Origin of the sequence: Xanthomonas fragariae (genome assembly GCF_900183975.1) — a bacterium.
GTDB classification, from domain to species: Bacteria; Pseudomonadota; Gammaproteobacteria; order Xanthomonadales; family Xanthomonadaceae; genus Xanthomonas; species Xanthomonas fragariae.
This window is the reverse complement of record NZ_LT853882.1, coordinates 3835252-3860129: the sequence shown is the minus strand read 5'-3', so window position 1 is coordinate 3860129 and position 24878 is coordinate 3835252. Positions and strand designations below refer to the sequence as shown.

The 24878-nt window shown below is 62.6% G+C and carries 23 protein-coding genes, 1 other RNA gene and 6 pseudogenes; 14 read left to right on the top strand and 16 right to left on the bottom strand.

What is annotated here, in order from left to right:
- Positions 1-92: 92 nt before the first annotated feature.
- A pseudogene (locus PD885_RS22245) lies at positions 93-552 on the bottom strand (transposase).
- Positions 553-564: 12 nt separating this feature from the next.
- Complete coding sequence (locus PD885_RS22240) at positions 565-1077, bottom strand: IS5 family transposase (protein ID WP_231895756.1); 513 nt, start codon at positions 1075-1077, stop codon at positions 565-567.
- Between the two features lie 240 nt (positions 1078-1317).
- On the opposite strand from PD885_RS22240, the gene lldD reads away from it, so the two are divergent.
- Positions 1318-2478 (top strand): FMN-dependent L-lactate dehydrogenase LldD, encoded by a 1161-nt coding sequence (lldD, locus tag PD885_RS17905; protein WP_088057029.1) that lies wholly within the window; start codon positions 1318-1320, stop codon positions 2476-2478.
- 108 nt (positions 2479-2586) lie between these two features.
- Here the strand turns inward: lldD and ligD are convergent.
- Positions 2587-3468 (bottom strand): annotated as a pseudogene (ligD, locus tag PD885_RS17900) (non-homologous end-joining DNA ligase); the annotation flags it as partial.
- 392 nt (positions 3469-3860) lie between these two features.
- Between ligD and PD885_RS17895 the strand changes: the two are divergent.
- The 3 genes from PD885_RS17895 (at position 3861) to PD885_RS17885 (ending at position 6843) form a co-directional block, all read left to right on the top strand.
- A complete protein-coding gene (locus tag PD885_RS17895; RefSeq protein WP_002809782.1) occupies positions 3861-4040 on the top strand; it encodes a hypothetical protein in 180 nt (59 codons plus the stop codon).
- A 290-nt stretch (positions 4041-4330) separates the two neighbouring features.
- Positions 4331-5533 (top strand): amino acid aminotransferase, encoded by a 1203-nt coding sequence (locus PD885_RS17890; protein ID WP_002809784.1) that lies wholly within the window; start codon positions 4331-4333, stop codon positions 5531-5533.
- A gap of 254 nt (positions 5534-5787) precedes the next feature.
- The gene (locus PD885_RS17885) at positions 5788-6843 is read left to right on the top strand and encodes a class 1 fructose-bisphosphatase (protein ID WP_002809786.1); all 1056 of its coding nucleotides are present in this window, start codon (positions 5788-5790) and stop codon (positions 6841-6843) included.
- A gap of 262 nt (positions 6844-7105) precedes the next feature.
- Here the strand turns inward: PD885_RS17885 and PD885_RS17880 are convergent, their stop codons facing one another.
- From PD885_RS17880 to PD885_RS17870, 3 genes are all read right to left on the bottom strand, one after another.
- Complete coding sequence (locus PD885_RS17880; protein WP_088057028.1) at positions 7106-8428, bottom strand: right-handed parallel beta-helix repeat-containing protein; 1323 nt, start codon at positions 8426-8428, stop codon at positions 7106-7108.
- A 363-nt stretch (positions 8429-8791) separates the two neighbouring features.
- A complete protein-coding gene (locus PD885_RS17875; RefSeq protein ID WP_002809790.1) occupies positions 8792-9433 on the bottom strand; it encodes a DUF938 domain-containing protein in 642 nt (213 codons plus the stop codon).
- A gap of 219 nt (positions 9434-9652) precedes the next feature.
- Positions 9653-10471, bottom strand: coding sequence for an EcsC family protein (locus PD885_RS17870; protein WP_088057027.1), 819 nt, complete (start codon positions 10469-10471; stop codon positions 9653-9655).
- Positions 10472-10810: 339 nt separating this feature from the next.
- Here PD885_RS17870 and PD885_RS17865 point away from each other — a divergent pair.
- Positions 10811-10886: non-coding RNA, sX9 sRNA (locus PD885_RS17865), on the top strand.
- Positions 10887-10889: 3 nt separating this feature from the next.
- On the opposite strand, the gene PD885_RS17860 is transcribed toward PD885_RS17865, so the two are convergent.
- The 3 genes and pseudogenes from PD885_RS17860 to PD885_RS17855 all read right to left on the bottom strand — a co-directional run bounded on the left by PD885_RS17860 (position 10890) and on the right by PD885_RS17855 (position 12338).
- Positions 10890-11288, bottom strand: coding sequence for a host attachment family protein (locus tag PD885_RS17860; RefSeq protein ID WP_002809798.1), 399 nt, complete (start codon positions 11286-11288; stop codon positions 10890-10892).
- A gap of 104 nt (positions 11289-11392) precedes the next feature.
- A pseudogene (locus PD885_RS22235) lies at positions 11393-11561 on the bottom strand (alpha/beta hydrolase); the annotation flags it as partial.
- A gap of 330 nt (positions 11562-11891) precedes the next feature.
- Positions 11892-12338, bottom strand: coding sequence for an NUDIX hydrolase (locus PD885_RS17855; protein ID WP_088057026.1), 447 nt, complete (start codon positions 12336-12338; stop codon positions 11892-11894).
- A 312-nt stretch (positions 12339-12650) separates the two neighbouring features.
- On the opposite strand from PD885_RS17855, the gene PD885_RS17850 reads away from it, so the two are divergent.
- The 3 genes from PD885_RS17850 (at position 12651) to PD885_RS17840 (ending at position 14486) form a co-directional block, all read left to right on the top strand.
- A complete protein-coding gene (locus tag PD885_RS17850) occupies positions 12651-13010 on the top strand; it encodes an NAD(P)H-binding protein (RefSeq protein WP_040762762.1) in 360 nt (119 codons plus the stop codon).
- 109 nt (positions 13011-13119) lie between these two features.
- The gene (locus PD885_RS17845; RefSeq protein WP_002809814.1) at positions 13120-14178 is read left to right on the top strand and encodes a M4 family metallopeptidase; all 1059 of its coding nucleotides are present in this window, start codon (positions 13120-13122) and stop codon (positions 14176-14178) included.
- On the top strand, positions 14175-14486 hold the full coding sequence (locus tag PD885_RS17840; RefSeq protein ID WP_002809816.1) for a protealysin inhibitor emfourin: 312 nt from the start codon (positions 14175-14177) through the stop codon (positions 14484-14486). Before PD885_RS17845 ends, PD885_RS17840 begins: the two co-directional genes overlap by 4 nt.
- 629 nt (positions 14487-15115) lie before the next feature.
- Here PD885_RS17840 and PD885_RS17835 read toward each other — a convergent pair.
- Positions 15116-15543: pseudogene (locus PD885_RS17835) on the bottom strand (transposase); the annotation flags it as partial.
- Between the two features lie 27 nt (positions 15544-15570).
- Positions 15571-15747, bottom strand: a complete 177-nt coding sequence (locus PD885_RS21060) for a hypothetical protein (RefSeq protein WP_197493707.1) — start codon at positions 15745-15747, stop codon at positions 15571-15573.
- An 87-nt stretch (positions 15748-15834) separates the two neighbouring features.
- On the opposite strand from PD885_RS21060, the gene PD885_RS21055 reads away from it, so the two are divergent.
- Positions 15835-15984 (top strand): hypothetical protein, encoded by a 150-nt coding sequence (locus PD885_RS21055; protein WP_425477629.1) that lies wholly within the window; start codon positions 15835-15837, stop codon positions 15982-15984.
- 78 nt (positions 15985-16062) lie between these two features.
- Here the strand turns inward: PD885_RS21055 and PD885_RS17830 are convergent.
- Positions 16063-16884 (bottom strand): annotated as a pseudogene (locus tag PD885_RS17830) (IS5 family transposase).
- Positions 16885-17268: 384 nt separating this feature from the next.
- Positions 17269-18153 carry a hypothetical protein gene (locus tag PD885_RS17825; protein WP_040762763.1) on the bottom strand — a complete coding sequence of 295 codons (885 nt, stop codon included), beginning with the start codon at positions 18151-18153 and terminating at the stop codon, positions 17269-17271.
- A gap of 89 nt (positions 18154-18242) precedes the next feature.
- Between PD885_RS17825 and PD885_RS17820 the strand changes: the two genes are divergently transcribed.
- Complete coding sequence (locus PD885_RS17820; RefSeq protein WP_088057025.1) at positions 18243-19538, top strand: acetyl-CoA C-acetyltransferase; 1296 nt, start codon at positions 18243-18245, stop codon at positions 19536-19538.
- A gap of 95 nt (positions 19539-19633) precedes the next feature.
- Here PD885_RS17820 and PD885_RS17815 read toward each other — a convergent pair whose 3' ends face one another.
- The 3 genes from PD885_RS17815 to PD885_RS17805 form a co-directional block, all read right to left on the bottom strand.
- Positions 19634-20899, bottom strand: a complete 1266-nt coding sequence (locus PD885_RS17815; protein ID WP_002809830.1) for a heme biosynthesis protein HemY — start codon at positions 20897-20899, stop codon at positions 19634-19636.
- The gene (locus PD885_RS17810) at positions 20896-21873 is read right to left on the bottom strand and encodes a uroporphyrinogen-III C-methyltransferase (protein WP_088057024.1); all 978 of its coding nucleotides are present in this window, start codon (positions 21871-21873) and stop codon (positions 20896-20898) included. The genes PD885_RS17815 and PD885_RS17810 overlap by 4 nt, the downstream gene beginning before the upstream one ends.
- 103 nt (positions 21874-21976) lie before the next feature.
- Complete coding sequence (locus tag PD885_RS17805; RefSeq protein ID WP_002809845.1) at positions 21977-22753, bottom strand: uroporphyrinogen-III synthase; 777 nt, start codon at positions 22751-22753, stop codon at positions 21977-21979.
- Between the two features lie 288 nt (positions 22754-23041).
- Between PD885_RS17805 and PD885_RS22230 the strand changes: the two are divergent.
- From PD885_RS22230 to PD885_RS17790, 4 genes and pseudogenes are all read left to right on the top strand, one after another.
- A pseudogene (locus tag PD885_RS22230) lies at positions 23042-23208 on the top strand (glycosyltransferase family 25 protein); the annotation flags it as partial.
- A 150-nt stretch (positions 23209-23358) separates the two neighbouring features.
- Positions 23359-23829, top strand: coding sequence for a YiiD C-terminal domain-containing protein (locus PD885_RS17800; RefSeq protein WP_040762765.1), 471 nt, complete (start codon positions 23359-23361; stop codon positions 23827-23829).
- Positions 23830-23858: 29 nt separating this feature from the next.
- On the top strand, positions 23859-24281 hold the full coding sequence (locus PD885_RS17795) for a hypothetical protein (RefSeq protein ID WP_002809857.1): 423 nt from the start codon (positions 23859-23861) through the stop codon (positions 24279-24281).
- A gap of 77 nt (positions 24282-24358) precedes the next feature.
- Positions 24359-24796, top strand: a complete 438-nt coding sequence (locus tag PD885_RS17790; RefSeq protein ID WP_002809858.1) for a rhodanese-like domain-containing protein — start codon at positions 24359-24361, stop codon at positions 24794-24796.
- Positions 24797-24878: the final 82 nt, after the last annotated feature.

The window sequence follows — 24878 nt, the reverse complement described above, 5'->3', positions numbered from 1 at the left end:
GAGAACGCGGGATGTGGCATCGTTGCTCAAAGTCGCGTTCGGATCATCGGATTTTGCGCCATTTTCGGCGCATTTCGAGGGGAATCCCCGGGCTACAGGCGCACGCTTCCCACAGCAGGTAGTAACTGCTTTCGTTTCAGCCACAGGTTCGACAGCGCAAACAGCGTCAGCACCTGCGCCGTATTCTTCGCCAGGCCGCGATAGCGCACCTTGACGTAGCCAAACTGACGCTTGATCACTCGAAACGGATGCTCCACCTTCGCCCGCAGGCTGGCCTTGGCGTGCTCCCAACGCTTGGCCCATTTCAATTCGCGCTTGTTCTTGATCTGCTTCAGCTTCGAGGGCTTTTCCGCGATCAGGTAGCGCAGCTCGCGCTTGGTCGCCATCTCCTCGCGCTTCTCCAGTCCGGTGTAGCCGCTGTCCCCGCACACCGTATCTTCCTTAGCTGTGCAGCAACTTGTGCGCCTGCGTGATGTCCGCAGCGTTGGCCGCCGTACATTCCACGTGGTGCACCAGGCCGGATTGACCATCCACGCCGATGTGCACCTTCATCCCGAAATAGTACTAGTTGCCTTTCTTCGTCTGGTGCATATCCGGATCACGTTGCCCGTCCCGGTTCTTGGTCGAACTGGGCGCGGCAATAATCGTGGCGTCCACGATGGTTCCGCCGCGCAGGCTCTGCCCTTTGCGCGACAGATGCGCATTGACCCGGTTGAACAGCTTGCGCGCCAGATCGTGCGTCTCCAGCAGCCGGCGGAAGCTGAGGATCGTGGTCTCGTCCGGCACATCGTCTAGCCCGCCGATCTTCGCGAAACGGCGCATCGACACCGTGTCGTACAAGGCTTCTTCGGCCCCTAGGTCGCTCAGTGCATACCACTGCTGCAAAAAGTGGATGCGCAGCATCGTTTCCAGCGGGTAAGGCTGTCGGCCCGGCTGGCCTAACTTCGGGTAGTGTGGCTCGATCAGTTCCAGCAGGCTCTTCCACGGCACCACCTGATCCATCTCCGACAGAAACACCTCCCGACGCGTCCGCTTGCGCTTGCCGTTGTACTCCGCGTCGCCGAAAGACAGTTGCATCGTCGTCGTCTCCTTGGGCTCTGTGCGATTGTCGCAGGATCAGAGGGAGTTGTTCAGACCTTCCTTAGTGCAGTAGATTGCGCTGGAGCACGTTTGGGAACTCCAATCTCGTTCTCATCGCTCTTCGCGTTGATCGACTGCTACGGCCCAGGCACACATCAGCATGCACGACAGCGCGGTCCACCCGCACCACGGATCGTCTTACACTCAGAGACACCCCGCAGCTGCCGTTCGTCTTCGATGATCATTTCTGCCGCTTCCGATTACCGTGCTGCCGCGCAGGCGCGCTTGCCGCCGTTTTTGTTTCATTATATCGATGGCGGCGCTTATGCCGAGCACACCTTGCGGCGCAACGTCTCGGATCTGGCCGATATCGCACTACGCCAGCGGGTGCTGCGCAATATGTCCGATTTGAGCATGAGTACCGAGTTATTCGGCCAAACCCTGGCGATGCCGGTGGTGTTGGCGCCGGTCGGCCTGACCGGCATGTACGCGCGACGTGGCGAAGTGCAGGCGGCGCGTGCGGCGGCCGCGTGCGGGATTCCGTTTACGTTGTCCACGGTGTCGGTGTGCCCGATCGAAGAAGTGGCGCCGGCGATCGAGCGACCGATGTGGTTCCAACTATATGTGCTCAGGGACCGCGGGTTCATGCGCAACGCGCTGGAGCGCGCCAGGGCCGCTGGGGTGACCACGCTGGTGTTCACCGTGGACATGCCTACGCCCGGCGCGCGCTACCGCGATGCGCACTCGGGCATGAGCGGGCCCAACGCGGCGCTGCGGCGCATGTTGCAGGCGGTGACGCATCCACGCTGGGCGTGGGATGTTGGCTTGCTCGGCAAGCCGCACGATCTGGGCAACATCTCGACCTATCGCGGCAGCCCGACCGGGTTGCAGGATTACATCGGCTGGTTGGGCGCCAATTTCGACCCGTCCATCGCCTGGAAAGACCTGGAATGGATCCGCGAGTTCTGGACCGGGCCGATGGTGATCAAGGGCATCCTCGACCCGGAGGATGCGCGCGATGCGGTGCGTTTCGGCGCCGACGGCATCGTGGTGTCCAACCATGGCGGCCGCCAGCTCGACGGCGTGTTGTCCAGCGCGCGTGCGTTGCCGGCGATTGCCGATGCGGTGAAGGGGCAGCTGAAGATCCTGGCCGACTCGGGCATCCGCAGCGGCCTGGACGTGGTTCGCATGCTCGCGCTGGGCGCCGACGCGGTGCTGCTCGGGCGTGCGTTCGTGTACGCACTGGCGGCCGCTGGCCAGGCCGGTGTGGAGAATCTGCTCTCCCTGATCGAGCGCGAGATACGCGTGGCGATGACCTTGACCGGTACGCATTCGATTGCCGAGATCAGCGGCGATGCGCTGAGCCGGGTGACGCGGGAGACTGTGGTTTCGCCTTGACGGGAATCGACTCGGAAATCGACCGGTGACAATGCGACTCCGGCCGCATGCATGGCCTGCGGCTCGGGCAAAACACGACGACGGTGGCGTTGCGTCTGGTCGCTGTCGCTAATTTTTTTCATTGCCCGTCGGCAGGCGTTGCTTGAGCGCCAGTACCGATGCCCATGGATCTGCGCGCTGACGCTGGGCACGCTGCAATGCCTTGTCCATCGGGAACGCATCCGGCCCGCTGATCTTGCCGAGCTCTTCCCAGCGTAACGGCACTGCCACAGTGGCCTTGTCGCGGGCGCGTAGCGACCACGAGCACACGCTGGTATTGCCGCGGCCGTTGCGTAGCCAGTCGACGAAGATCACCCCGTGGCGCTTGGCCTTGCTCATGGTTGCCATGTAGCGCTCTGGTGCCTGCGTCGCCAACGCTTGCGCGAAGGCTTAGCAGAAGTCACGTGCCTGGTCCCAGCTCGCTTCCGGTACGATCGGCACCACCACGTGCAGGCCCTTGCCGCCGGACAGGCGCACTGCGCTTTCGAGCCCGGCTGCACGCAACCTGGCGCGAATTTCGCGCGCTGCAGCAACCACGCCTGGCCATGCGACTTCTTCGCCAGGGTCTAGGTCCAAGACCAACCGATCGGGATGCTCCGGGTCGTCGACTTGCGCGCCCCATGGATGCAGCTCCAGCGTGTTCATCTGTACCAGCTCCAGCAGGCCGGCGATATCTTCGACGTACAGATAATCCACAGTGCCGCTTTTTTGCTGCAGTGCGATCGCCTTGATATGTGCGCCCAAGTGACGGCCTTTGTGCTTCTGGAAAAAACAGTCGCCACCGGCGCCGTCCGGGCAACGCAGCAACGACAAAGGGCGACGTGCAATCTCCGCCACTATCAGCGGTGCCACTGCGCGGTAATAGTCGGCCACATCGCTCTTGCTGATTCGCATAATGGGGAACACCACGCGCTCGGGATGGGTGATGGTCACCCCGTCTGCAGATGCGGAGGTGGAGGATGCGGATTTGGAGGCGGTGGATCCGGACGCCGTCGTTGTCGATGTTGCAGTGGCCTTGGATGTCGTCGAACGCACGCGTTCGGTTGGTGTCTTGCGTGCAGATGCATCGGTGGCCGTTGTCGTATTGCCATGGTTGACTGCAGCGCGCTTGGCCAGCGTGGGGTCGACCGGCGCGGGGTGGACATGAGCAGTGAACAGGCGACGATCGGGGCGGCGGTCCAGGCGGCGCATGGGTCTGCTCCACGGTGCGGCGTTGGGGGGCCACATCAGTAATGCCGCTGCGGTGATCCATGCGTGAGAAATACACATGCGTCTTGCGATTTGCGTGCTCTTCACCGCGCGCGCGGTGAACTGGCTGCCCATCTTGCATCCAGGAGTACGCCATGTCCCGCGACCCACTGCGCGACCAGCCCGCCCAACTGGGCGAACAGCACGGCAAACGCGATGCCGAACACTACGAAGACCGCGGTGCGGGCGATGCGCCCGAGCGGTTGATTCCGGCCGATGGCGACACGCCGGCCAAGAAGCCGGGTACCGCGCCTTCAGCCGAGACAGACCACTGAAAAGGTAACTGAAACAACACGCCGGGCAGCGCATCGCGGTCGCCGACGATGAAATCGCTCACCGGCGTCCAGTCCATGCGAGTGGCGGCGTTGCGCGCATCAGCCGCGCCACACACGCCGAAATGAAGATGTGACGGGTGCGTCCATTGCGTATCGCTGCATCGATATCGTTGCGTACGGAACCAAGCATGCTCTGCCTGCCATGCCCTGATACGATGGAGGGCTTTGACCCTGCCGCGGTCGAGCACCCCGGAAGTCCTTCACTTTTTCGTCCTTCAGCGAGTCATGCCGTGTCCTTCTTTGCAAACGTGGAACAGGTTCCAGGCGACCCCATCCTGGGCCTGACCGATGCCTACAACGCCGATAGCCGCCCCAACAAGGTCAACCTGGGTGTGGGCATCTATTACGACGAAAACGGGCGCATCCCGCTGTTGCGCGCCGTGCACAAGATCGAGCAGCAGCTCGCGCAGGACGCCAAACCGCGCGGCTATCTGCCGATCGACGGCCTGGCCGCGTACGACAAGGCCACCCAGGAGCTGCTGTTCGGCGCCGAGTCGGCGCTGGTGGCCGCCGGCCGCGTGGCGACCTCGCAGACCGTCGGCGGTAGCGGTGCACTGCGCGTGGGCGCAGACCTGCTCAAAAAGCTGCTGCCCACTTCCACCATCGCCATCAGCAACCCCAGCTGGGAAAACCATCGCGCGGTATTCGGCGCGGCCGGCTTCGAGGTTGTCGACTACACCTATTTCGATGCCGCCAGCCATGGTCTGAACTTCGACGGCATGCTCGCCGATCTGGCCAAGCTCGCGCCGGGCACCGTGGTGCTGCTGCACGCCTGCTGCCACAACCCGACCGGTGCGGATCTGAGCAAGCAACAGTGGAAGCAGGTCGCCGGCGTGTTGAAGGAACGCACACTGTTCCCGTTCGTCGACATCGCCTACCAGGGCTTCGACAAGGGCATCGAGGCCGATGCCTACGCGGTGCGTCTGCTCGCTGCCGAAGGCATCGACAACTACGTCGTCGCCAGCTCTTACTCCAAATCGTTCTCGCTGTATGGCGAACGTGTGGGCGCGCTGTCGGTGGTCTCGGCTACCGCCGCCGAAGCCAAGGCCGTGCAGTCGCAGGTCAAGCGCATCATCCGCACGATCTATTCCAGCCCGTCCACGCATGGCGCTGCACTGGTGGCCGGGGTGCTGACCAGCCCGGAGCTGCGCGATCTGTGGGAGCAGGAACTCACCGAAATGCGCGAGCGCATCCACGCCTTGCGTGCCGGACTGGTGGAAAAACTCGCCACGCTGGGCGCACCGGAGTTCGACTTCATCCAGCGCCAGGCCGGCATGTTCTCGTACTCGGGCCTGACCAGAACGCAGGTGGATCGCCTGCGTGACGAGTTTGCGATCTACGCCGTCGGCACGGGCCGCATCTGCGTGGCCGCACTGAGCCAGCGCAACCTCGACTATGTGGCACAGGCGGTGGCGACTGTCAGCCGGATGTGATCGCAGCGCTTGCTTGAAACACCAGACCGGGAGCGCGCAAGCCTTCCGGTTTTTCGTGGCCGTTCGCCGCTCCTTCTCCCACCTGCGGTGGGAAGGGGGACGAAGGGCAGATGGAGCATGTCGGCCTCCAAGGTCGCCCGCAACATTCGCGCACGTTCGATCAGTTTCGATGCAAAACGCGCATCAAGTAATCGAAATCTAACAGCGCAATGGCGACAATGACGGACCACTTCCTACACAGGCTGCCCACTCCCATGTCGCGTCCCTCGCTGACCCGCTTCCTGATCGAAGAGCAACACGCCGGCCGTATCGACCCGGAATTGCGCCAGCTGATCACCATCGTCTCGCGCGCCTGCAAGCGCATCTCCATTGCCGTGAGCAAGGGTGCCCTGGGCGGCGTGCTCGGCGATGCCGGCACCGGCAACGTGCAGGGCGAGGCGCAGAAAAAGCTCGATGTGCTCAGTAACGACATCCTGCTCGAAGCCAACGCCTGGGGCGGCCATCTGGCTGCGTGCGCGTCGGAAGAAATGGACCACAGCCAACCGGTACCCGACCAATACCCCAGCGGCGATTTCCTGCTGCTGTTCGATCCGCTGGATGGCAGCTCCAACATCGACGTCAACGTCTCGGTCGGCACCATCTTCTCTGTGCTGCGCGCTCCGGAAGGCACCCAGAAGCCGGGCGACGAACACTTCCTGCAGCCGGGCACCCAACAGGTTGCCGCCGGCTACTGCATCTATGGCCCCAGCACGATGCTGGTGCTTACGCTCGGCCACGGTACCCACGCCTTCACCCTGGAGCGCGAAGAAGGCAGCTTCCTGCTGACCCAGGCCAACATGCGCGTGCCCGACGACGCTGCTGAATACGCTATCAACATGTCCAACCAACGTCACTGGGAACCGGCCATGCAGTCCTATGTAGGCGACCTGCTCGCCGGCAAGGAGGGCAGCCGCGGCAAGGACTTCAACATGCGTTGGATCGCCAGCATGGTCGCCGACGTGCACCGCATCCTCACCCGCGGCGGCATCTTCATCTATCCCTGGGACAAGAAAGACGCATCCAAGCCCGGCAAACTGCGCCTGATGTACGAAGCCAACCCGATGAGCATGCTGGTCGAACAGGCCGGCGGCGCCGCGACCACGGGGCGCAAACGCATTCTGGATATTCAACCCACGCAGTTGCATCAACGTGTGCCGGTGTTTTTGGGCTCGAAGAACGAAGTGAATGAGGCCACGCGGTATCACCTTGAATTTGATGAGGCGCAGGGTCAAGGATGTGCGCCGGGCCGGCATCAGACCAAGATTGATTAACAGCACAACACCAGCGTTCGGGTGGTGTTGTGCGCATCTGCGACAAGCCGCAAGGCTGCGGCCCGTCGCGGCCCAATCAACTTTCACGTCTCACTAGACGTGCGCGCCGGCTCCACAACGGATTGCACCACAGCGTCCAGGACTGCCTGCCTGGCCTGCCTCATACCGATGCCTCGCCACGTGCAGCGGTTGCAACGCAGCTTCTGTGAGCAGTGTTGCCACGCTGATGCTGTGCCGCAGCACCATTGCATCTGTGCCGCATTTACCGGGATTCAAATGCACCAAGATCCGGTGCGCGTCCGTTGAAGGGGTTTCCGGTATTGGTGCCGGCATCGATCAGTGCGCTGCCTGGCGCTGGTATCGCGAAGGTGATCGCGGGCAGATAGCCGTTACGCTGGCGTGGACGCATGAGTTGCCGGTCATCCAGGCTGACGAAATCACTGGTCACAACGCTCAGCGGCAGGGTGAAGGAATTGCGTCCTATGTCGTTTTCCGCCGCCGATCCCAGGTTGGTGATTTCCAGACGGGTACCGTAAGCGAGGTTATTGGCCAGATAGTGATCGTAGCCCGGGACATCGGTACGATTGTCATCGAGCGTGGATTGCATATCGTAGTTGGCGCGTCCGTTACTGATCCCCGTATTGCTGATCCAGTCTTGCCCGCCGATGTGGTGATTGGCATAAAGACCGTTGGTGCGATTGCGAACGGCGAGATTGAAGCGAACCACGTGGCGTGGCACCGGCTTGGGATAGGCTGCACCATTGCGGCCATAGCCACCTGCCTTGAAACCGGCGCCGTTGCCCAGCGGAGTAAAATCGGTGTCGTACCCGTTATAGAACGACCAATTGTTCTGCAGGGTGACTGCCGCAGCGTCATTGATGAGGTCGAAGCCATCATCGCTGTTGAACCAAGCGCGGCTGGTCTCAATGATGTTGCCGGTACTTCCCGCAAGAGTCGGATGCGCCCCAAATCCATCGATATTGCCATCCGAAAATGCGTTCAAACCCTTGTTGTTGTACGCATCGACATTGCGTACGCGATTGTTGCTGCCAGCGACCACATACCAGCCAATCGCATTGCCGTCATGGATGGCGAGGTTTTCGAACAGGTTGCTATTGCCGCCGTCGACAAAGAAGGCTTTCGACTGGGTCGGCCGGTCGGCGATGGTGATGCGAACGCCAACGACGTCAAAGCCTTTGAAGACACAGTTGCTGGCGGCTACGCGAAAGGCCACCACGCGCCGATCCGTTGGAGTAACCGAGGAAAAATCGAACACCGGCCATTCTTCCGCATAGCCGACGTAGGAAATGCCGTTTTTTACAATATTGTTGACCACCGCACGTACTGGTCCGACGGTGCTGATGCTGGTATTGCTCAGACGATAGGTGCCGCCGCGCAGGTAGACCGTGTCGCCAGCGGATGCCGCAGTTTGCGCGGCCATGATGCTGGAAAACGGTGCGGCGAGTGTTCCGGGATTGCTGTCAGAACCTGTCGCAGAGACGTACCAATCGGCGGCCAATGCCATCGAAGGCAGCGCGGCAACGTTAAACGCGATTGCCAACGCGGCACGCGAAACTGTGTTCATCGAAGAGTCCAAAAAAGTGATGCGGCAGAGATAGAGCGTGTGCCTGCCGCAGATACACACGAACGAGGGCGGCTGCGATGCGCTCAACCATCGCCCCGGTGCATGCTAGAGGATTGGCCGTTGCCACAAGCAGCAGTCGCGTTCGGTATGGGCGACTTGAATTCTGGCCCGGCATACGGGATACCAAAACGGGCGGTCATCTGCACTTGACCAAACCCGCCCGCGCCGTGCGGCTCAACCACTGGCGTCCGGCAATGGGATGCGCGCAGTGAACGGAGAACCGCTATGGACCGTCGTACCTTCGCCACCTTGTCCGACATCGGTGGTGCGGGTTGCTGCTGCCGCATACTTGTTCAGACCCTACTATTTACTCCGTCGCCACACCCGACAAAAATTATTTGCCGGCATTGCCACTTCCTCAACCAACCGCAATCCCACCTCCGCCGCCACCCCGTCTACCGCTTCCGCATCGCGGATTCCAGAGGCTGCATCTCGCTCACGCAACATCGCATCGAACGCCCGGTTGCTCTCGCTGGTGAATTGTCCATCGCGATTGAACGGCCCATAGACCACCAACACCGCCTGCAGCCCCATCACCGCAGGCAATCCCGCGAACAACGCCTGCACCTGCGGCCAGCCCATGATGTGCAAAGTGTTGGCGCTATAAACTGCGTCATAGCCAACCGGTTCGCCCGACTGCACAGGCGGCAATGGCGGTGCTGGTGCCAAACCTGGCATGGGCGTCAACACCGCCTGCAATGGGATCGGCGGCGGCGTATTCGGTAGCGCTGCCTCGTCCAACCACTGACGCATACCCGGTAGATGGTCCGGATGATCGCTGGCCTGCCAACGCAACCACGGCATTGCCGCCGCAAAATGCACCGCGTGCTGGCCGGTGCCCGCACCGATTTCCAGCACGTGATGTCGATCGGCAAAGTGCGTGCGCAACACGTTCAGGATCGGGTCGCGATTACGTGCAGAAGCAGGCGAAAATGGCTTGGTCATCGAAAAATGTCCTGACGATCTTATGGGCACCTCTGATAACCCCAAAAGACTCGACCAAGGCACTTGCAAGTCATTGATGCGCATAGCGCGCAATTGATGGATTCGAGGTTTTTGGAGGTGACCTTGAGCAATATCCCACACCTCGCCGAGCTCATCGCCTGGCCGCTCATGCGATGATGATCCTGATCAGCATCTTCCGCGACTGCGAGACGCAGTCGTTCAACCCGACGCGGGCAACGCCGCATACGCACGTCGCACTGCCTCTTTGCCAAAACGCCGCTCCAACCGACGCACGATGAAATGCCCGCGCGCCATTGACTGGAAGTGGCGCATAAACAACGTGTTGAGCGTGGCGCCACTCACCGCACCGACCAGCGGCACCGCCTGCACGGCGAGTTTTTCGCCCACGTTTATCGAAAATTTGGCGGCAACACGCGACACCAACGACACCAGTGCCGGTGCGCCCTTGCTGGCGAATCCATGCGCCGCCACGTAATGCGTGGCGGCGCTGAGCTGCTGCGCCATCGCCGCACGCAATGCGAAATAGCCCGATTCGGCGCCATCATCGCTGATACTGCGCCCGCCGTGTGCCAGCACTTCCAGACAGGCCAGTGCGGTCTCCGGGTTCTGCAGCGATTCGCCTTCGGAACGCGCAATATCGGCGATGGAGCGCAGCATCACTGTGGTGGTCACCGGCAGCTCCACCATCAGGCCGGGCAGTCCGAAAAAGCCACCTGCACCGCCGGCCACTGCCACCACCATGATGTGGCGCGCGGTAGACGCGGGCCGCTGCGTATCGGCTTTGTCGCGCAAGCTCAGCAAGGCTGATTTCATCGCCACCTGCAGTACACGGCGCGTGGCGCCGTCGATGCTGCGGGTGATTATTTTGGGCAGCCGCCGGGTGATCAGACTCTCGATCGGCGCGCCCAGCGCGTTGGCCAATTGCGCCGCTACGCCGGGGTTTTCCAGCAATGCGTGGGCTATGACCAAATCGCGCTGCGCGGCAGCGTCCATCACCGGTATCGGAAGCATCGTCATGCCTGTTCTTGTTCGTTGGGGCCTGGGCCGATGGTACTCAGCGCCACGTGAGCGCTGGACGAGCGAACTGGACACTATCGCGGCAATGCCGCAATTTTCAGCCACAATGCGTGATCATCGGCGTCTACGCAGCGAAAGCCCACAAGATGAATCTTGAGATCTGCCATCGCCCCATAACGGTCGCCGAGCGGGCCGAATACCAGTCCTCAGATCGACCGCACCAAAAAAACGCGACGGTGGTAGCTTGGTTGTATCGATAAGCCCGGTTGCGCTCCAAGAGTGGCTAACAAAACCACTGCGCTCACCGCCATGCGGGCGCGCCCGCTGCCCGGAATCGGCATGTACGGCGCTTACATTGTGGTTTCTCCGCGCCGCCCGCACCCAGCTGGCGACTGTTCGCGACGTTTTGTTAGCAATTTTATGACAATGCGCGCTGGATATCTGCCAACGGCAGGTTGGTTAAGTCCTTGGCAAGGTCGCCCACCAGGCGCTGCTGGGTTTCCTTGTGCAACAGCGGGCGCACGCGGCCTAGCGTGGTCGGGTCGGCAACCAGCACCAAGTGCGTATACTCCTGCTTCAGCGCGCCATCGTTCAAGGCATGCGACAGCTGCTTGGCGAAGGTCATTTCGTCCAGGTCTGCCCCTGTGAGATCCTGCGGCGCCTTGCCGGCGGGGCCGTCGTCATCGACGTTCTGTACATCGGTGCGCGCATGCTGACGCAGCACCACCTTGGCTTCATTACCGGTGTTGGTGAACCAACGCGCTTCGCCGCCGTCGGCCACCACAACCAGCGCACCTTGAGGAATTTGCAGACTCATCCGATTTCTCCTGATCAATATCGGCGCTGCATGTGCAGCACCTAGTCGGCCTCAACCTAGGCAAAAGGATGTAAGCGCCGCGCCTAGCCGGCGTCAGCGCGGCGTTAGAGCGATGTCGCCAGCGGCGGTAGTGGCAGACCCAGATGGCTGCTCAAAAAAAGTGCGGCCACGCGCAGTGCCTGCTGGCTTTCCGGCAGTTTATCGGTCAGATGGAACGCATGCCCCGGCCGGTCCCATGACATGCAGACCTGATTCACGCCCCAGATCCACCACTGCAAAAACGCGCGTGTCACGTCTGTTTCTGCCCAGCAATCGCCGTCGGTGTATCCAACGCTTCCTGCACGTACAGACGTTTGATCAATTACAAAGCTCACCACCGTCAGCGGTGCGGCCAACAACGCACCGACACGGCCGGGCACGATGCCGATACCGATACCGAACAATGCACACGATGACGGCACGAACCACAAAGGCGCGAAGATCGGAAGACGGTGCGACCCACGACAGAAAGCAACCGCCAGCGTAGCGATGGGTACGAAGAAGATCGTGTGGCTGCAGTTTCCAATGGACGCCGCCGATATCCATTGCCCGATGAGGCGCCACTCAGACGCCAGGGGCAGCGGCGCTGGTCGCGTGCAACTGCTGCAGTGCCTGCAATGTGGAGGTGGTCAACGGCGATGGCAGCGCATCCAGCGCGAACCAGCCAATGCTCAGGATCGCTTCCGGCTCGCGCCGCACGGCTTGTTCGCTGCCTTCGATCGCGGCCAGATACACTGGCGCCACCCAGTGCTCTGGCGGCGACAGCGCCGGCTCGAGGTAACTGACCACGCACAGCACACCTTGTAACTGGACACGCAATCCGGTTTCTTCAAGCACTTCGCGTACCACTGCGTGTTCCACCGTCTCCATCCAGTCCACTTTGCCGCCGGGCAATCCCCAATGGCCTTGCTCGGGCGCACGCCCGCGTTGCACCAGCAGCAGGCGGCCATCGCCACGGCGAATGAAAGCGCCACAGCCAACGCGGGGACCGAACTCGGTGGAGGTGGACATACGGCATCTCGCAAATAGGGGGGGCGTAGTGTCCCAGATGCGATCGATGCGGTCATTGCGGCTTGCGTGTCTTGTAGTGGTGTGCTGACGGCTGCCCGTGCGTAGCGTGCCCTATGCAATATGCAGTTTCGACGCCGTACCGCATGCGTTGATCATGGTGGTGATCAGGACGGGAAGCGATGCAAATCGGTGCTCTCAATGAAGCAGCATGCGTTGGCCGTCGGTGGACGTTGCGATGACACCGCGTTAGCACCGTATTGGCGAGGATGGCCGCATACGGCGACTTGGCGTCGCGCACTGTTGGAGATGTGGATGACGCATATCGTGTTGATCGGCGGCCATGGCAAGGTCGCGCGTTTGCTTGCATCGCCGCTGGTGCGCGGCGGGTATCGGGCGACGGCGTTATTCCGCAATCCCGACCACGAAGAGGACATGATTGCCGATGGCGCCACGCCGGTGGTGTTCGATATCGAACACACCGATGCCATCTCCGTGCAGTGCGCGGGCCACGATGCAGTGGTGTGGTCGGCTGGCGCCGATGGCGGCGTGTCGCGTACCAACGTGGCGAAGGTGATCGCCGCTGCTTTTGCAACACCGGCCACCATCGGCAAAACGGTGGGTTTTGTCGACGGGCAGACGCCGATCCAGGAGGCGTTGTCGCAGCTGCAATGAATGCCAGGCATCAGCGCGACAAACAGCGCGTGCGCCGCGCGCCCGTGCTAACGAATTTCTGAAGCCGGCGCCCGCATAGTCGCGGGCGCAGCCACTATGGAGGTCGCTTATGTCCGCGTTCCTTACCCAGCGCCCCGCCGGGATCCTGCCGCCGTATCTGCTCGACCACGTGGCGCAGACGGCGCCCGAGCATGTGCGAGAGTGTGTGCTGCTGTCCCGTCAGCTCACCGCCCAGCTGCGTCAGCAGAGCGCGCTTGGTCTGCTTGCACGTGCCGACGCTGCGGCTGCAAGCCACACCACGCAAGCGGTGCAGCGGCGCATTTACGACGCGTACCAAGGCTCCGCGCTGCCCGGCACGCTCGTTCGCGACGAAGCTGTGGCTGCGACCAATGACGTTGCAGTGACCGAGGCTTACGACTACCTCGGCGCGACCCACGATTTCTTCCAGACCGTGTACGGGCGCAATTCGATCGACGGTGCGGGCATGCCGTTGATCGGCACCGTGCATTACGCGCGCGGCTACGACAACGCGTTCTGGAACGGCGAGCAAATGGTGTTCGGCGATGGCGACGGCGAGATCTTCAACCGCTTCACCATCGCCATCGATGTGGTCGGGCATGAGCTGACTCACGGTGTGACCGAGCGCACTGCAAACTTGATCTATCGAGGGCAGTCGGGCGCTTTGAACGAATCGCTGTCGGATGTGTTTGGCGTATTGATCAAGCAATACGCACTGCGCCAGACCGCCAGCGAGGCCGACTGGATCATCGGCGCAGGCTTGCTGATGCCCGACATCAAAGGCGTGGGCTTGCGCTCGATGCAAACACCCGGCACCGCGTACGATGACCCTGCCTTGGGCAAAGATCCGCAATCGCCCACCATGGCCGGTTATATCGATACGCAGGAGGACGATGGCGGCGTGCACTACAACTCCGGCATTCCCAATCACGCGTTTTATCGCGCAGCGGTCGCGATCGGCGGCGCTGCATGGGAAAAGACTGGCCGCATCTGGTACCGCGCGCTCATTGGCGGCGAGCTCGCCGCCAGTGCTGACTTCGCCACCTTTGCCGGATTGACCGTCAGCGTGGCCAGCGCCGATTACGGCGTCGGCAGCAGCGAGTCGAAAATGGTGCAACAGGCCTGGCGCGACGTGGGCGTGCTCGCGTGAGTCCACAACGGCCGCCAGTGGATGCGGGCATGACGCTACGGCTGGCACGCGAAGGCGGTGTGGCGGCATTTCCGGCCATGCGCCGCGAGCGCCAGGTGGTGATGGATGAATTGGACGATGCGCAGCGGCGACACCTGAAGACCTTGCTGGACCAATGCCTGGTGCATGCGCTGTCGCTTCCGCAGGCCGGTGGTGGCGACTGCCGTTATTTCAGCATCGTCTGGGACGGCGCCAGCGAGCCGCTGCGCATTCCCGAAGAACATGCGCCGGCCGAACTGGTGCGGCTGTGGAAGCAGGGCACGTTTTAGCGCGGTTATGGCGCGAAGCGTTGGTGCGATGGCACTGGTCGTCACACAGCGCGCGCCCCGATCAGCGCACACAACGAAGACACCGCGCAGTGCGCGGTGTCTGTCGAGAAAGTGGTCCAACTGCGGATGCCTGCACCCTTTAAGCTGCCTAGATACCCTAGGGCTGCACAGCTGGTAACGCATGATGGTGCCCATTGCGTTAGCGCGACGTGCAGCGCAGTAGTCAATCTGACGACACCCCGTTCATTGCTGCGCCGCATTAATGCAGATCGCGTGCGATGAACCGCGATGTGCACCAGGAATGCGCGATAGATGCGCTCGAGGCTGGTATGCAGAACGCGGTGTCGCGTGACGGTCGACATAGGCACACGCTGGGTGGCGGAGGTGTCCGTCCATGCTACCGACGAAAGCGGCTTTAGAAAATCGACATGCCATCGTCTTTCTGTGCTGCGCCTGCCGCGCATCGCACTACTTGTGACGTGGCAAGCAACAGACGGTGGGCTATAGCGTGCGCACCGGCCATCTAATTGCGAAGGATCCTTCAGCCAGCCACAGGCAACCCTGTCGTATGTGGCCTGCATCGCGCCTGCGCGCAACGGCAAATCGCGGCCGGTGACGTTCTTCTACGGGCGGGTCAATCCGTTGGCAATTTCGTTGCTGCCACGCTGCCGTGCACAGTACGGATCTGCAAAATAGAAATCGCTCTGCAAGCAAGCAGCAATAAGCCGATGATCGGCGAACTGCTTACCGTTGTCGGCATCAATGTGCCCATAGATCCATTCGTGACTTGCCAATCCGGTGCGGCCGGCAATCTTTTCCGGACTGAAGTCCTCACCCAGCAAAACCTCGATCTGGGCGATGCGCTCAGCGTCCAGATGCGCTGCGCGTGATCTGGCCGATACTGCCGAGCGTGCTGATTGCGACGCAGTTCGCGGCTGATCGTTCTGCGCGCACGCTCCAATGCACTGGCGATGGCATGCATCGATATGCCGGTTTCATACAACGCATGCAGACGGTCTCGTTCTGACAGGTCCAGGCGGCTGGATGACCTGAGCAACTGCACTTGGCGGTGAAGTTGCTCAGGTCAGGTCGCCTGGACCACTTCACAACCGTTGGTGGTGCGATCCAGGGTTGAAGCCGCCGGATGGTCTTCAAGCATGTACCAGCAACCGTTGTCCCAGTACATACTTTTTGGAACTGCCTCCTGCTCGATGTGAGCCGGAATTGCCGGGTTGAACTTCCGTTTACGTCCCCGCGCCATCAGATGAGATCCTCATCTTGGTGCTGTTCCTGTACCGATGCGGGGATGAGTCCAAGAGACGCATCGATCGCGTCGAGCGTTGTACATATGAAAGAAGACTGTCGGCTGCGTCGTTGCAGGCTCAAAGGCGCCCAAGACGATGCGCTGCACGTGCTTGGCTGCGCCGCCGGCTACAACCTGCGCTGGCTGATGCGCTGGATTGCGTTATTGCGCGCCTGGATCCGGGCGATGGGATGAGCATCCTTGAGCACCGTGCACCGATCACCGCTGACGATTGGTGCTTGAAAGAGGTTTTTCAGGGATGACTAAGAGCGTCTAACAAAACCCAGGAAGAAGCCGTAAGCAGATGATGGAGCAAGCAAGCGAGAGCAACGCCAAGTGGAGATCGATGCGGCGTTCAAAGCGGATGCGCAGTTTGCCCATGCCTGCGAACCAGGCATGGGTGCGCTCGACGACCCAGCGATGACGGCCCAACCGGTCGTTGCGCGCGATCCCCTTGCGTGCGATCCGCGCAATGATGCCGCGCTGCTTGAGGAAGGCGCGACAGCGGTCGATGTCGTAAGCCTTGTCGGCGTGCAATTTGTCTGGCCAACATCGCAGGCGCCCTGGTTTGCCACCACTGGTTTGCCACCAATTGGCGGCAAGGCGTCGATCAACTCCTCGAACACGACCGAGTCGTGCCGATTGGCGCCGGTGACGCATACCGCCAAGGGGATGCCGTTGCGATCGACGATCAGATGCCGTTTGCTGCCGAGTTTGCCGCGATCGGTCGGGTTCGGCCCGGTATATGGGCCCCCCGGGGGGGAGGCTACGCTAGCGGCGTCCAGACCAGCTCGGCTCAGGTCCAGCGTCTGAGCGCGACGTCGCTCGGCCAGCAACACCTGATGCAGACGATGCCACACACCGGCGGCCTGCCAATCACGCAACCGGCGCCAGCAGGTCATGCCGCTGCCGTAGCCCAGCTCCATAGGCAGGTCCTTCCCACGGCACGCCCGTGCGCAGGACATAGACGATGCCGTTGAGGGCTTGCTGATCACTGATATGCGGCCGTCCACCTTTGGGCGAACGCTTCACTTGCGGAATCAGCGGCTCGATGCGCTTCCACAGCGCAATGGGGATCTCTTTGCGACGTGTCATGTCCGCAATTTTGCCACCGGCGAGACAAGATTCAAGGGGTTTTGTTAGACGCTCTAAATACTTGAAGCGCCGCGGTGATTATTACCGCGGCGTCGCTTTTGCATGTTGATGAGCTGCCGGCCGCCCTAATCCGCAGACAACTTAGATGCATGCGGCCACACTGCCGTCATGCGGTTGGATCGTGTCGCCGGATAGCCTCACCGTGTCGACCTGCTGCCCTGCAAGAACAGCAGCAACACCTGTCCAGGCGGCCATGCGCATCGCGGTGCATCGGTTCCAGGCCCAGCAAGCGTGCGTGAGACGCGCGCGCGGTCCAGCTCCGCCACATGACGCCGGTTTCCGGCATGCCCTGCAGTGCAGGGGCCGAAACCACCGGCGTATCGCTCACGCCGCCAACGCTTGCCGCGGGTGCTGGCCCGGTTCTACATGCACATACAGCACCGGCAGCCCATGTGCTTCCAAGACAGCGGCCATTTGTCGCTGACGCGAGAGATATTGCTCGTACACGCCGCGCAGGCGTTCGCAGTTCTCGCGATCATACGTGTAGTAATCGCACCAATCGGCCGGGTCGAACAGCGCAATGCGCACTTCGCCGTCGACGTAGCGCAGCACCGGTTCGGGCGACTGGTCCAGCCATTGTTCGGTGTACGGGGCGAGCAGGGCGGCTTCAATCAGCGGCCACAACGGTGCCAGGCCCTGGTTGTCGTACTGGATGGAAATCATCGCCGCAAGGTCGTGCGTGGTGAGGTAACGCGCATGTTCGATGCGTGCGCCGAAACTTTCCTGCGCCAGCAGCGCGGTGTCGGCCTGGGCCATGCCCTGAGCCAGCAGCACTTGCTCCATCGCATCGGCCACCGTGGCGACGATTTCCGGATCGCCGCAGAGCAGGAACGGCAGCACGCGCAAGCTGCCGCCGGTGAGCTGTGCGTCTGCCTGGAAGGGCAGCGGAATCTGGCCTTGCGCATCGGCACCGAAGGCCAGCACGCGCGGGCCTTGGTCGCGTCCGGGCGCGCGCGCATGCAGCTCTTCCAGCCGGCGATGCAGCGGCCAGCCCGGTCGCAGCACTTCGGCTGGGTCGAAATGCGCCATCGCCACGCTCAGCTCCAGCGCACGCACTTCAGGAATCCATTGCGTCAAGTCGCGTCCAATGCGTTCGGCCAGCATGCCAGCTTGCTCGGGCGGCAGGGCGCCACGCTCGGGGGAGGTTCCGCCCGACAATTCCAGCGCCATCACACCCATGGCGATCACGCCGTGTTCGGTCTTGCTCATGATTTGCGGTTGGCCCATCACGGGGTCGAAGCTACACTGCGGCCATTATGCCTGCCGGCCCTGTGCAGGCCATGTCCCTCGAGTCCTCCATGCTAGGTCAACCGATGCCCGCAGCCCGTCCCGTCGCCATTCTGGGCGGCGTCCGTATCCCGTTCTGTCGTCAGAACACCGCATACGCGGACGTGGGCAACCTGGGCATGTCGGTGCGCACGCTGGGCGCACTGGTCGAGCGCTTCGGGCTGCATGGGCGGCAACTGGGCGAGGTGGTGATGGGTGCGGTGATCAAGCACTCCGCGGACTGGAACCTGGCGCGCGAGGCGGCGCTGTCGTCCGGGCTGTCGCCGTTGACCCCAGGCACCACCTTGCAGCGTGCCTGTGGCACCAGCCTGGATTCGGTGATTACCATCGCCAACAAGATCGCGTTGGGCCAGATCGACTCGGGCATCGGCGGCGGCTCGGACACGACCTCGGAAGTGCCGATCGTCTACGGCAAGAAGTTGCGTGCACGGTTGCTGGCGGCCAATCGGGCCAAGGCCACCGGCGACAAGCTCAAAGTCCTGATGGGAGGTTTCAAACTCGGCGAACTCAAGCCCGAATTCCCTGGCGTGGCCGAGCCGCGCACCGGCAAGAGCATGGGCGACCATTGTGAGGACATGGCCAAGGAATGGAACATCTCGCGCGAGTCGCAGGACGAGTGGGCGGTGGCCTCGCACCATAAGCTGGCCGCAGCGTATGAGCGCGGCTTCTTCGATTCGCTGATCGTCCCGTTTCGCGGCGTCTCGCGCGACAACATCTTGCGCGCAGATACCTCGCTGGAAAAGCTGGCCACGTTGCGCCCGGCGTTCGACAAGGCTTCCGGTCGCGGCACGCTGACTGCCGCCAATTCCACGCCGCTGACCGATGGCGCCGCTGCGGTGCTGTTGTCCAGCGAAGCCTGGGCGCTGGCGCACGGCCACACGCCGATGGCCTATCTGCGCGATGCGCAGGTGGCGGCGGTTGATTTCGTGCATGGTGAAGGCCTGTTGATGGCGCCAACTATAGCGGTGCCGCAAATGTTGGCGCGCCAGGGCCTGACCTTGCAGCACTTCGATATTTATGAAATCCACGAAGCCTTTGCCGCGCAGGTGTTGTGCACGTTGCGCGCGTGGGAAAGTGAAAATTACTGCCGCAATCGCCTGGGCTTGGACGCGCCGCTGGGCCGCATCGACCCGGACAAGATCAACCCGCTTGGCTCGTCGCTGGCCACCGGCCACCCGTTCGCCGCTACCGGCGCGCGTGTGGTGACCACCGCGGCCAAGCAGCTGGAAGAACGCGGTGGTGGCCGTGCGTTGATTTCGATCTGTACGGCTGGCGGCATGGGTGTGGTGGCAATCGTCGAGCGCTGATCGCTGCTGCGCGGCGGGATTCGGGATTCGCGATGGGAAGCCTGTTTTTGCGAATCCCGAATCCCGAATTGCTTCTTGTAATCAAACGTTATCGATTACAGAGCGCGATCGTCCGGCGCGAGCGGATCGGCTGGCGGTGTTTCATACGTCGAAACGATCGACCCGCGCAGTAAGTGCTGCGGCATGGCCTCGTGCACCGGTTCACCACGTGCGGCACGCAAGGCATTGGCATAGCAATGCTGCGCTGACAACAGATCGCCGGCCGCCGCGAAGCCGTGTCCGAGCTCTTCCCAGGCCGGGCTACCGGCACCGTTGGCCACAGCGCGATGCAGAAATTCTTCGGCCTGCGACCACTGCTGTTGGTGGCGTGCTAGCCGCGCCAGCGTCAGCAACAGGCCCGGGCTATCCGGATGCTGGGTCAGCCAACGCTGCGCACTGGCGCGACGCGAATCGTATTTTTCCAGAGGCAGCACGCCGTACAGACGCACCAGCGATTCGTCCCACTGCGTGTCCAGCGCCTGTTCCAGGCTGTGGACGGCCGCATCGTCCCAATGCAGTAGCGCCGCGCACTGTGCGTAAGCGCCGAGCACTGCTGGATAAGTGCGCAGCGGTTTGGGCAATGTTTCCCAACGCTCGGCCAGTGCATTGGCGTCGCTGGCCTGCAACAGTGTTTGTTCGGCCAACGTCGCTTCCAGCGCGCTGTAGGCGTCGGGTGCCAGCACTGCCTGCTGACGCAAGGCGCCGAGCTGGCCGTAAGCTTCATCGGCGCGACCGATCTGCGCCAAGGCATGCGTACGCAGCAGCAGACCACGCGCCGGCAGCGGTTGAGCGTTGGCGATGTCGAGTGCATTGATCGCCTCGACCGGGCGTTGCCGTGCCAGATGCCGCTCGCCTTGCAGTAGCGCATGCGCGGTGGGGTCGCGCTCGGCCAATTGCTGGGCCAGTGCATTGGCCGCTGCCTCATCGCCGCGCGCGTCGGCCACCCGTACTGCGCTTGCCAACGCAATGCCGCTGACTTCGTCGTCTTTGCTGGCGTTTACCAGCAGGCGTTCGGCGCGCTGCCACTGGCCATGATCGGCCGCGCGCAGGCCTTCGATCAGGCGTGCACGGCCTTTCTTGTGGCGGTACTTGCCCCAGACGCGGAACGGCAGGCTGATCAGCGTCCACAACAGCCACAACACCAACAGCGCGATGACCAGGATCAGCGCCGCTTGCGGCATGGCCGCGCGGTAGTCGTTGCCACCAACGCTGACCACCACGTTGCCCAGGTCGTAACTGTTCTGGTGCGACAGCCACTGCGCACCGAGCACGCCCAGCGCTACGGCAACCAACAGAATCAAGACGGTACGCAACACTTTCATTGGGTGGATCTCCCTTCACGCATGGCCTGCAATTGCAGCAGGGTGGTGCCCAGTTCCGGCAGGCGCGGACGCAGTGGCGCTTGTTGCAGGGTGCGCACGCGCGTACGCACTTGGCGACGTTGTGGCGAATCCGGCCACAGCCGGATAATCCAAGTATCGATGCGCCGCAGCGATTGCGCGAAGCCATCGACATCGCCACGTTCTGCAGCCGCGCGGGCCAGGCTGACTTCGATCTGCAACGCATCGTGCGCGGCGTTGCGGTCGCTGCCGGTCAGCAGGGCATCGCCACGGCTGGGACGAATGTCCACCAGCGGTGCCAGTACTTTCTGCCACCACGGCTGTGCCGCATTGGTTTTTTGCGCGGTCCGTTCCGGCAAACGGTGCAGATCGGTGGCCAGTTTGTCCAATGTCTGTTCGACCTGCGCTTGCGGGCCGGCACCCAGGCGATCCAGCGCATCGCGTTCCTGCACTAGCGCCTGACGCAAATTGAGATACCCCGGATCGTCGATGCCGTTGAGCGTGCCGTTCGCCAGCGCATAGGCGCGGCGCGCACCATCGGCATCGCCGGCAATGCTCAGCCGCTGTTGGCCGAGCCCAAGCATCAGTTCCACTTCATCCAACCGCAGCGCTTGTGCGCCGTGGCGATTGGTATCTGCCAGTTTTTGCACGGTTTCTTCAAGTAGCGCGCTGCGCTGACTCAAGCCGAGCATCTCATCGCGCAGCACGCGATTGGTTGACGCTGCATCTTGCTGGCGCTCGTTGGCCAGTCGCTGATCGCGTCGCAGCGTTTCCAACATCTGTTGCATGCCATCCCAGCGCTGTTGCTGCGCTTCGGCCGCTTGCAGCTGTTCGGCCCGATACGTCTGCCATGTGCGCCAGCCCAGAAACAGCGCCGCGCCCACCGCCACCACGGCGATGACAAGTAGCAGCCATGCCAACGGAAAGCGTCGCGTGGGAGCGGGCATGTCAGTCATTCGGGCATCCTCGGGCGGTCACGACTGGCGCAGGCGCCGCAGTCAACTCATACAGCATGGCGTGCAGCGGCAGAGGCCCGCAAGCTGTGCTTGAGTTCGGAGTTCAGCAAAGTCGCGGCGGCGTCATGATTGCGGCAGCGGCAGCGGCCAACTGCACGGGCAGTGGACCTGCGGCACGTACGACATGCATGAAGCCGGCAGCGTGTGCGGATTCGAGCATGCGATCGCTGGAGGCCACCACTGGCCGCTGCCGCCACGCCTCGATCAGCGTAGCAGGCAGTTGCTGCAAGACCAACGATAATGCTTCGGCGCTGCTCAGTGCCAACACACTGCGTGGCAGTGCGACGGACAAGGCCTGCACTGCCGATGCCCGCAATCGCAGTGCAATGCGTTGATAGACATCGGCGCGCAGGATGTGTGCGCCGCGCTGTTCCAGCGCAGGTGCCAGCATGCCACGTCCACCCGGTGCGGTGATCAATCCGACCGTGTCCGGCGGTGGCTGGAACAGCGGCAGCGCGAGCAGCCCTTCGCTGTCCATGCGCGCGGGGCGTACCACGGTGTCGATCCCGCAGGCCTGCAATGTGCGGGCGGTGCCGTTGCCCACGCTCACCCATTGCGCCTGCGCCGGACGTTGCAGCGGCGCAAGACGATGCGCCGCCTTTACGGCTGCAGGGCTGGTGAACACTGCGATCGGTGCTTCCAGCGCTTTCCGCAACGCAGCGCGCGCCTGTGCGGTGTCGTTGATCTGCAAGCGCCACGGTGAAAGCGCGAGGACGCGCCCGCCATGCCGCGCCACTGGTCGCCGCAGCGGCGCGTGGTCGCCGCTGGGCCGCAACGAGATCAGGGTCCAGGCATCGGCGGATGGGGCGGCGTGCGTCATCTGCCGATTATGCGAGAGCGGCGCAATGGCGGGGCAGTGGCAATCGGTCGCGGTTCCGTTCGTGCGCCATGGTTGCCGTTGCGGTACTCGACCGGGCATACGCCAGCACATGCATACAGACACCAAGGCGGCGTTTAAGCGCCAGGGGAAAATCCGTAACCACTTGAAAAATATATGAATCAAGTCGCGACCCGGCGCAACAACCGCGCTGGAGTGGCGCCATGATTAGGTCTTGCCTCATCAATATGCCGCGCAGTAGCGACCGTCTGCAGGCCACGTCGGCGCGTTTCCAAGGTGGCCGACGCTGCCGAGCGGCGGCTAGGTCTGGTATCCCAATCGACCTATCAGCATTGCCGTCCTGTGTGCGCCGGAGCATTGACCATCAGCCGGGAAGCGCGCGACTGCCGATGGCTGCCGAAGTGCGCTGGCGCATCATGCCCGACATCGTTGTGTTTGCGCCTGAGAGCGATTCAAAAAACCAGCGCGTGTCACCAGGTAACGCTGCACGCGTTCACCATGCAGTACCGCATGTCATCCAGGTGCACAAGACGCTCGCAGAACATTGCGGCATGATGCCGCCCTCCGCCGTTTTTCAGCCTTTGCCGATGACGCTTTCGTGCCCGCTCGCATCCGCCCTGCAGTCGCTGCAGCAGCAATTCAACGCCATGCCGCCAGTGCTGTCGATGGGCATCGCCGTCGACGGGTTGTACGACGGTGCGCTGCGTCTGCGCGCGCCACTGCAGGCCAATGTCAACGACAAGGCCAATGCGTTCGGCGGCAGCCTGGCCTCGCTGATGACATTGGCCAGCTGGGGATGGTTGACCCTGCAACTGCGACTGGCCGGCCACAGCGCCGATGTTTATGTCGCCGACAGCCAGCTGCGCTATGTCGCGCCGGTGTACGAGGATCTGGTGGCCAACGCCGAGCCGTCCGAAATGGGGAGCTGGGAGGCATTTTTGGCCACTTTCCTGCAACGCGGCAAGGCCCCCATCGGCATGCGTGCACAGATCGCGCTGGGCTCCGGTACGGCGGCGGCCACGTTGAGCGGGCGCTTCGTGGCGTTTGCGAAACGGTAGGATGCGGGCTGGATTCAAGGGGAATACGCATGCGTGCAGTGATGGGGGCGATGCTGTTGCTGGGGCTGGTGATGCTGAGCGAGGTGGTCAACGCCAGCAGTCGCGCCCAGGCGCGCGCATTGGAAACAACGCAGGCCGCTTACACGGCCGCGGTGCGCTGGAGCGATTTCGATGCCGCGCAGGGCTTCGTCGAACCGGCCTACGCACTGGCGCGTCCGCTCAGCGACCTGGAGCGCTCGCGCTACGAACAGGTGCAGATTTCCGGCTACCGCGAGGTGCGCGTGGGTGAAGACGTCGATGGGGCCCTGCGCCGCGAGGTCGAACTGCGCGTGATCAACCGCAATACCCAGGCCGAGCGGCTGGTGCGCAGCATCGAACTGTGGCGCTGGGATGCCGAACGCAAACGCTGGTGGCTGGCCAATGGCCTGCCCGATCTGTGGCAGGGCCAGTAGCCAAGCGCTTTCTGCGCTGACCGTCGCTTGCGCCAGCTGTGCGACAATTCCCGCCCGCTTTGATTGACCCTAAACCCGTGAATTTCGAAGATCTGCAGGCCTTTGTCGGCCGCAACCCCATGTTGTCGCTGGCCCTGGTGGGCCTGACCATCGCCCTGATCGTCACTGAAGTCGGGCGACTGTTCCGTGGGTACCGCGCACTCCAGCCGGCCGAGCTGACCCGTTTGATCAACAGCGAAAACGCGCTGGTGATCGACCTGTCGCCCACCGCCGATTTCGAAAAAGGCCATATTGCCGGTAGCCGGAGTGTGGCGCTGGCCAAGTTCGACCCGGCCGGCAAGCTGCTCGCCAATGCCAAGGCCTCCGCTGTGGTGGTGGTCTGCCGTAACGGAAACGCTTCCGCAGGTGCCGCCAAGACGCTGAAGAAGGCTGGCTTCGCGCAGGTGTACTGGCTCGAAGGTGGCGTCGCCGCCTGGCAGATGGCCGAGCTGCCGTTGGTCAAGGGCCGCGCCTGATCGCACCTTGTGAGGCGCTGGGCAAGTCCCCATTGCTTGCGTGAGAGACTCGTGCTTTCACGTCTGCATCATTCAATGCTGC

Coding starts and splice junctions, on each gene's coding strand:
- PD885_RS17825 (WP_040762763.1), bottom strand. CDS start 18,153: ATGAGCAAGACCGAACACGGCGTGATCGCCATGGGTGTGATGGCGCTG.
- PD885_RS22240 (WP_231895756.1), bottom strand. CDS start 1,077: ATGCAACTGTCTTTCGGCGACGCGGAGTACAACGGCAAGCGCAAGCGG.
- lldD (WP_088057029.1), top strand. CDS start 1,318: ATGATCATTTCTGCCGCTTCCGATTACCGTGCTGCCGCGCAGGCGCGC.
- PD885_RS21060 (WP_197493707.1), bottom strand. CDS start 15,747: ATGGCGCGGGGACGTAAACGGAAGTTCAACCCGGCAATTCCGGCTCAC.
- PD885_RS17815 (WP_002809830.1), bottom strand. CDS start 20,899: ATGAAAGTGTTGCGTACCGTCTTGATTCTGTTGGTTGCCGTAGCGCTG.
- PD885_RS17875 (WP_002809790.1), bottom strand. CDS start 9,433: ATGACCAAGCCATTTTCGCCTGCTTCTGCACGTAATCGCGACCCGATC.
- PD885_RS17850 (WP_040762762.1), top strand. CDS start 12,651: ATGACGCATATCGTGTTGATCGGCGGCCATGGCAAGGTCGCGCGTTTG.
- PD885_RS17870 (WP_088057027.1), bottom strand. CDS start 10,471: ATGACGATGCTTCCGATACCGGTGATGGACGCTGCCGCGCAGCGCGAT.
- PD885_RS17845 (WP_002809814.1), top strand. CDS start 13,120: ATGTCCGCGTTCCTTACCCAGCGCCCCGCCGGGATCCTGCCGCCGTAT.
- PD885_RS17860 (WP_002809798.1), bottom strand. CDS start 11,288: ATGAGTCTGCAAATTCCTCAAGGTGCGCTGGTTGTGGTGGCCGACGGC.
- PD885_RS17855 (WP_088057026.1), bottom strand. CDS start 12,338: ATGTCCACCTCCACCGAGTTCGGTCCCCGCGTTGGCTGTGGCGCTTTC.
- PD885_RS17800 (WP_040762765.1), top strand. CDS start 23,359: ATGACGCTTTCGTGCCCGCTCGCATCCGCCCTGCAGTCGCTGCAGCAG.
- PD885_RS17880 (WP_088057028.1), bottom strand. CDS start 8,428: ATGAACACAGTTTCGCGTGCCGCGTTGGCAATCGCGTTTAACGTTGCC.
- PD885_RS17810 (WP_088057024.1), bottom strand. CDS start 21,873: ATGACTGACATGCCCGCTCCCACGCGACGCTTTCCGTTGGCATGGCTG.
- PD885_RS17820 (WP_088057025.1), top strand. CDS start 18,243: ATGCTAGGTCAACCGATGCCCGCAGCCCGTCCCGTCGCCATTCTGGGC.
- PD885_RS17795 (WP_002809857.1), top strand. CDS start 23,859: ATGCGTGCAGTGATGGGGGCGATGCTGTTGCTGGGGCTGGTGATGCTG.
- PD885_RS17805 (WP_002809845.1), bottom strand. CDS start 22,753: ATGACGCACGCCGCCCCATCCGCCGATGCCTGGACCCTGATCTCGTTG.
- PD885_RS17885 (WP_002809786.1), top strand. CDS start 5,788: ATGTCGCGTCCCTCGCTGACCCGCTTCCTGATCGAAGAGCAACACGCC.
- PD885_RS17895 (WP_002809782.1), top strand. CDS start 3,861: ATGTCCCGCGACCCACTGCGCGACCAGCCCGCCCAACTGGGCGAACAG.
- PD885_RS21055 (WP_425477629.1), top strand. CDS start 15,835: ATGAAAGAAGACTGTCGGCTGCGTCGTTGCAGGCTCAAAGGCGCCCAA.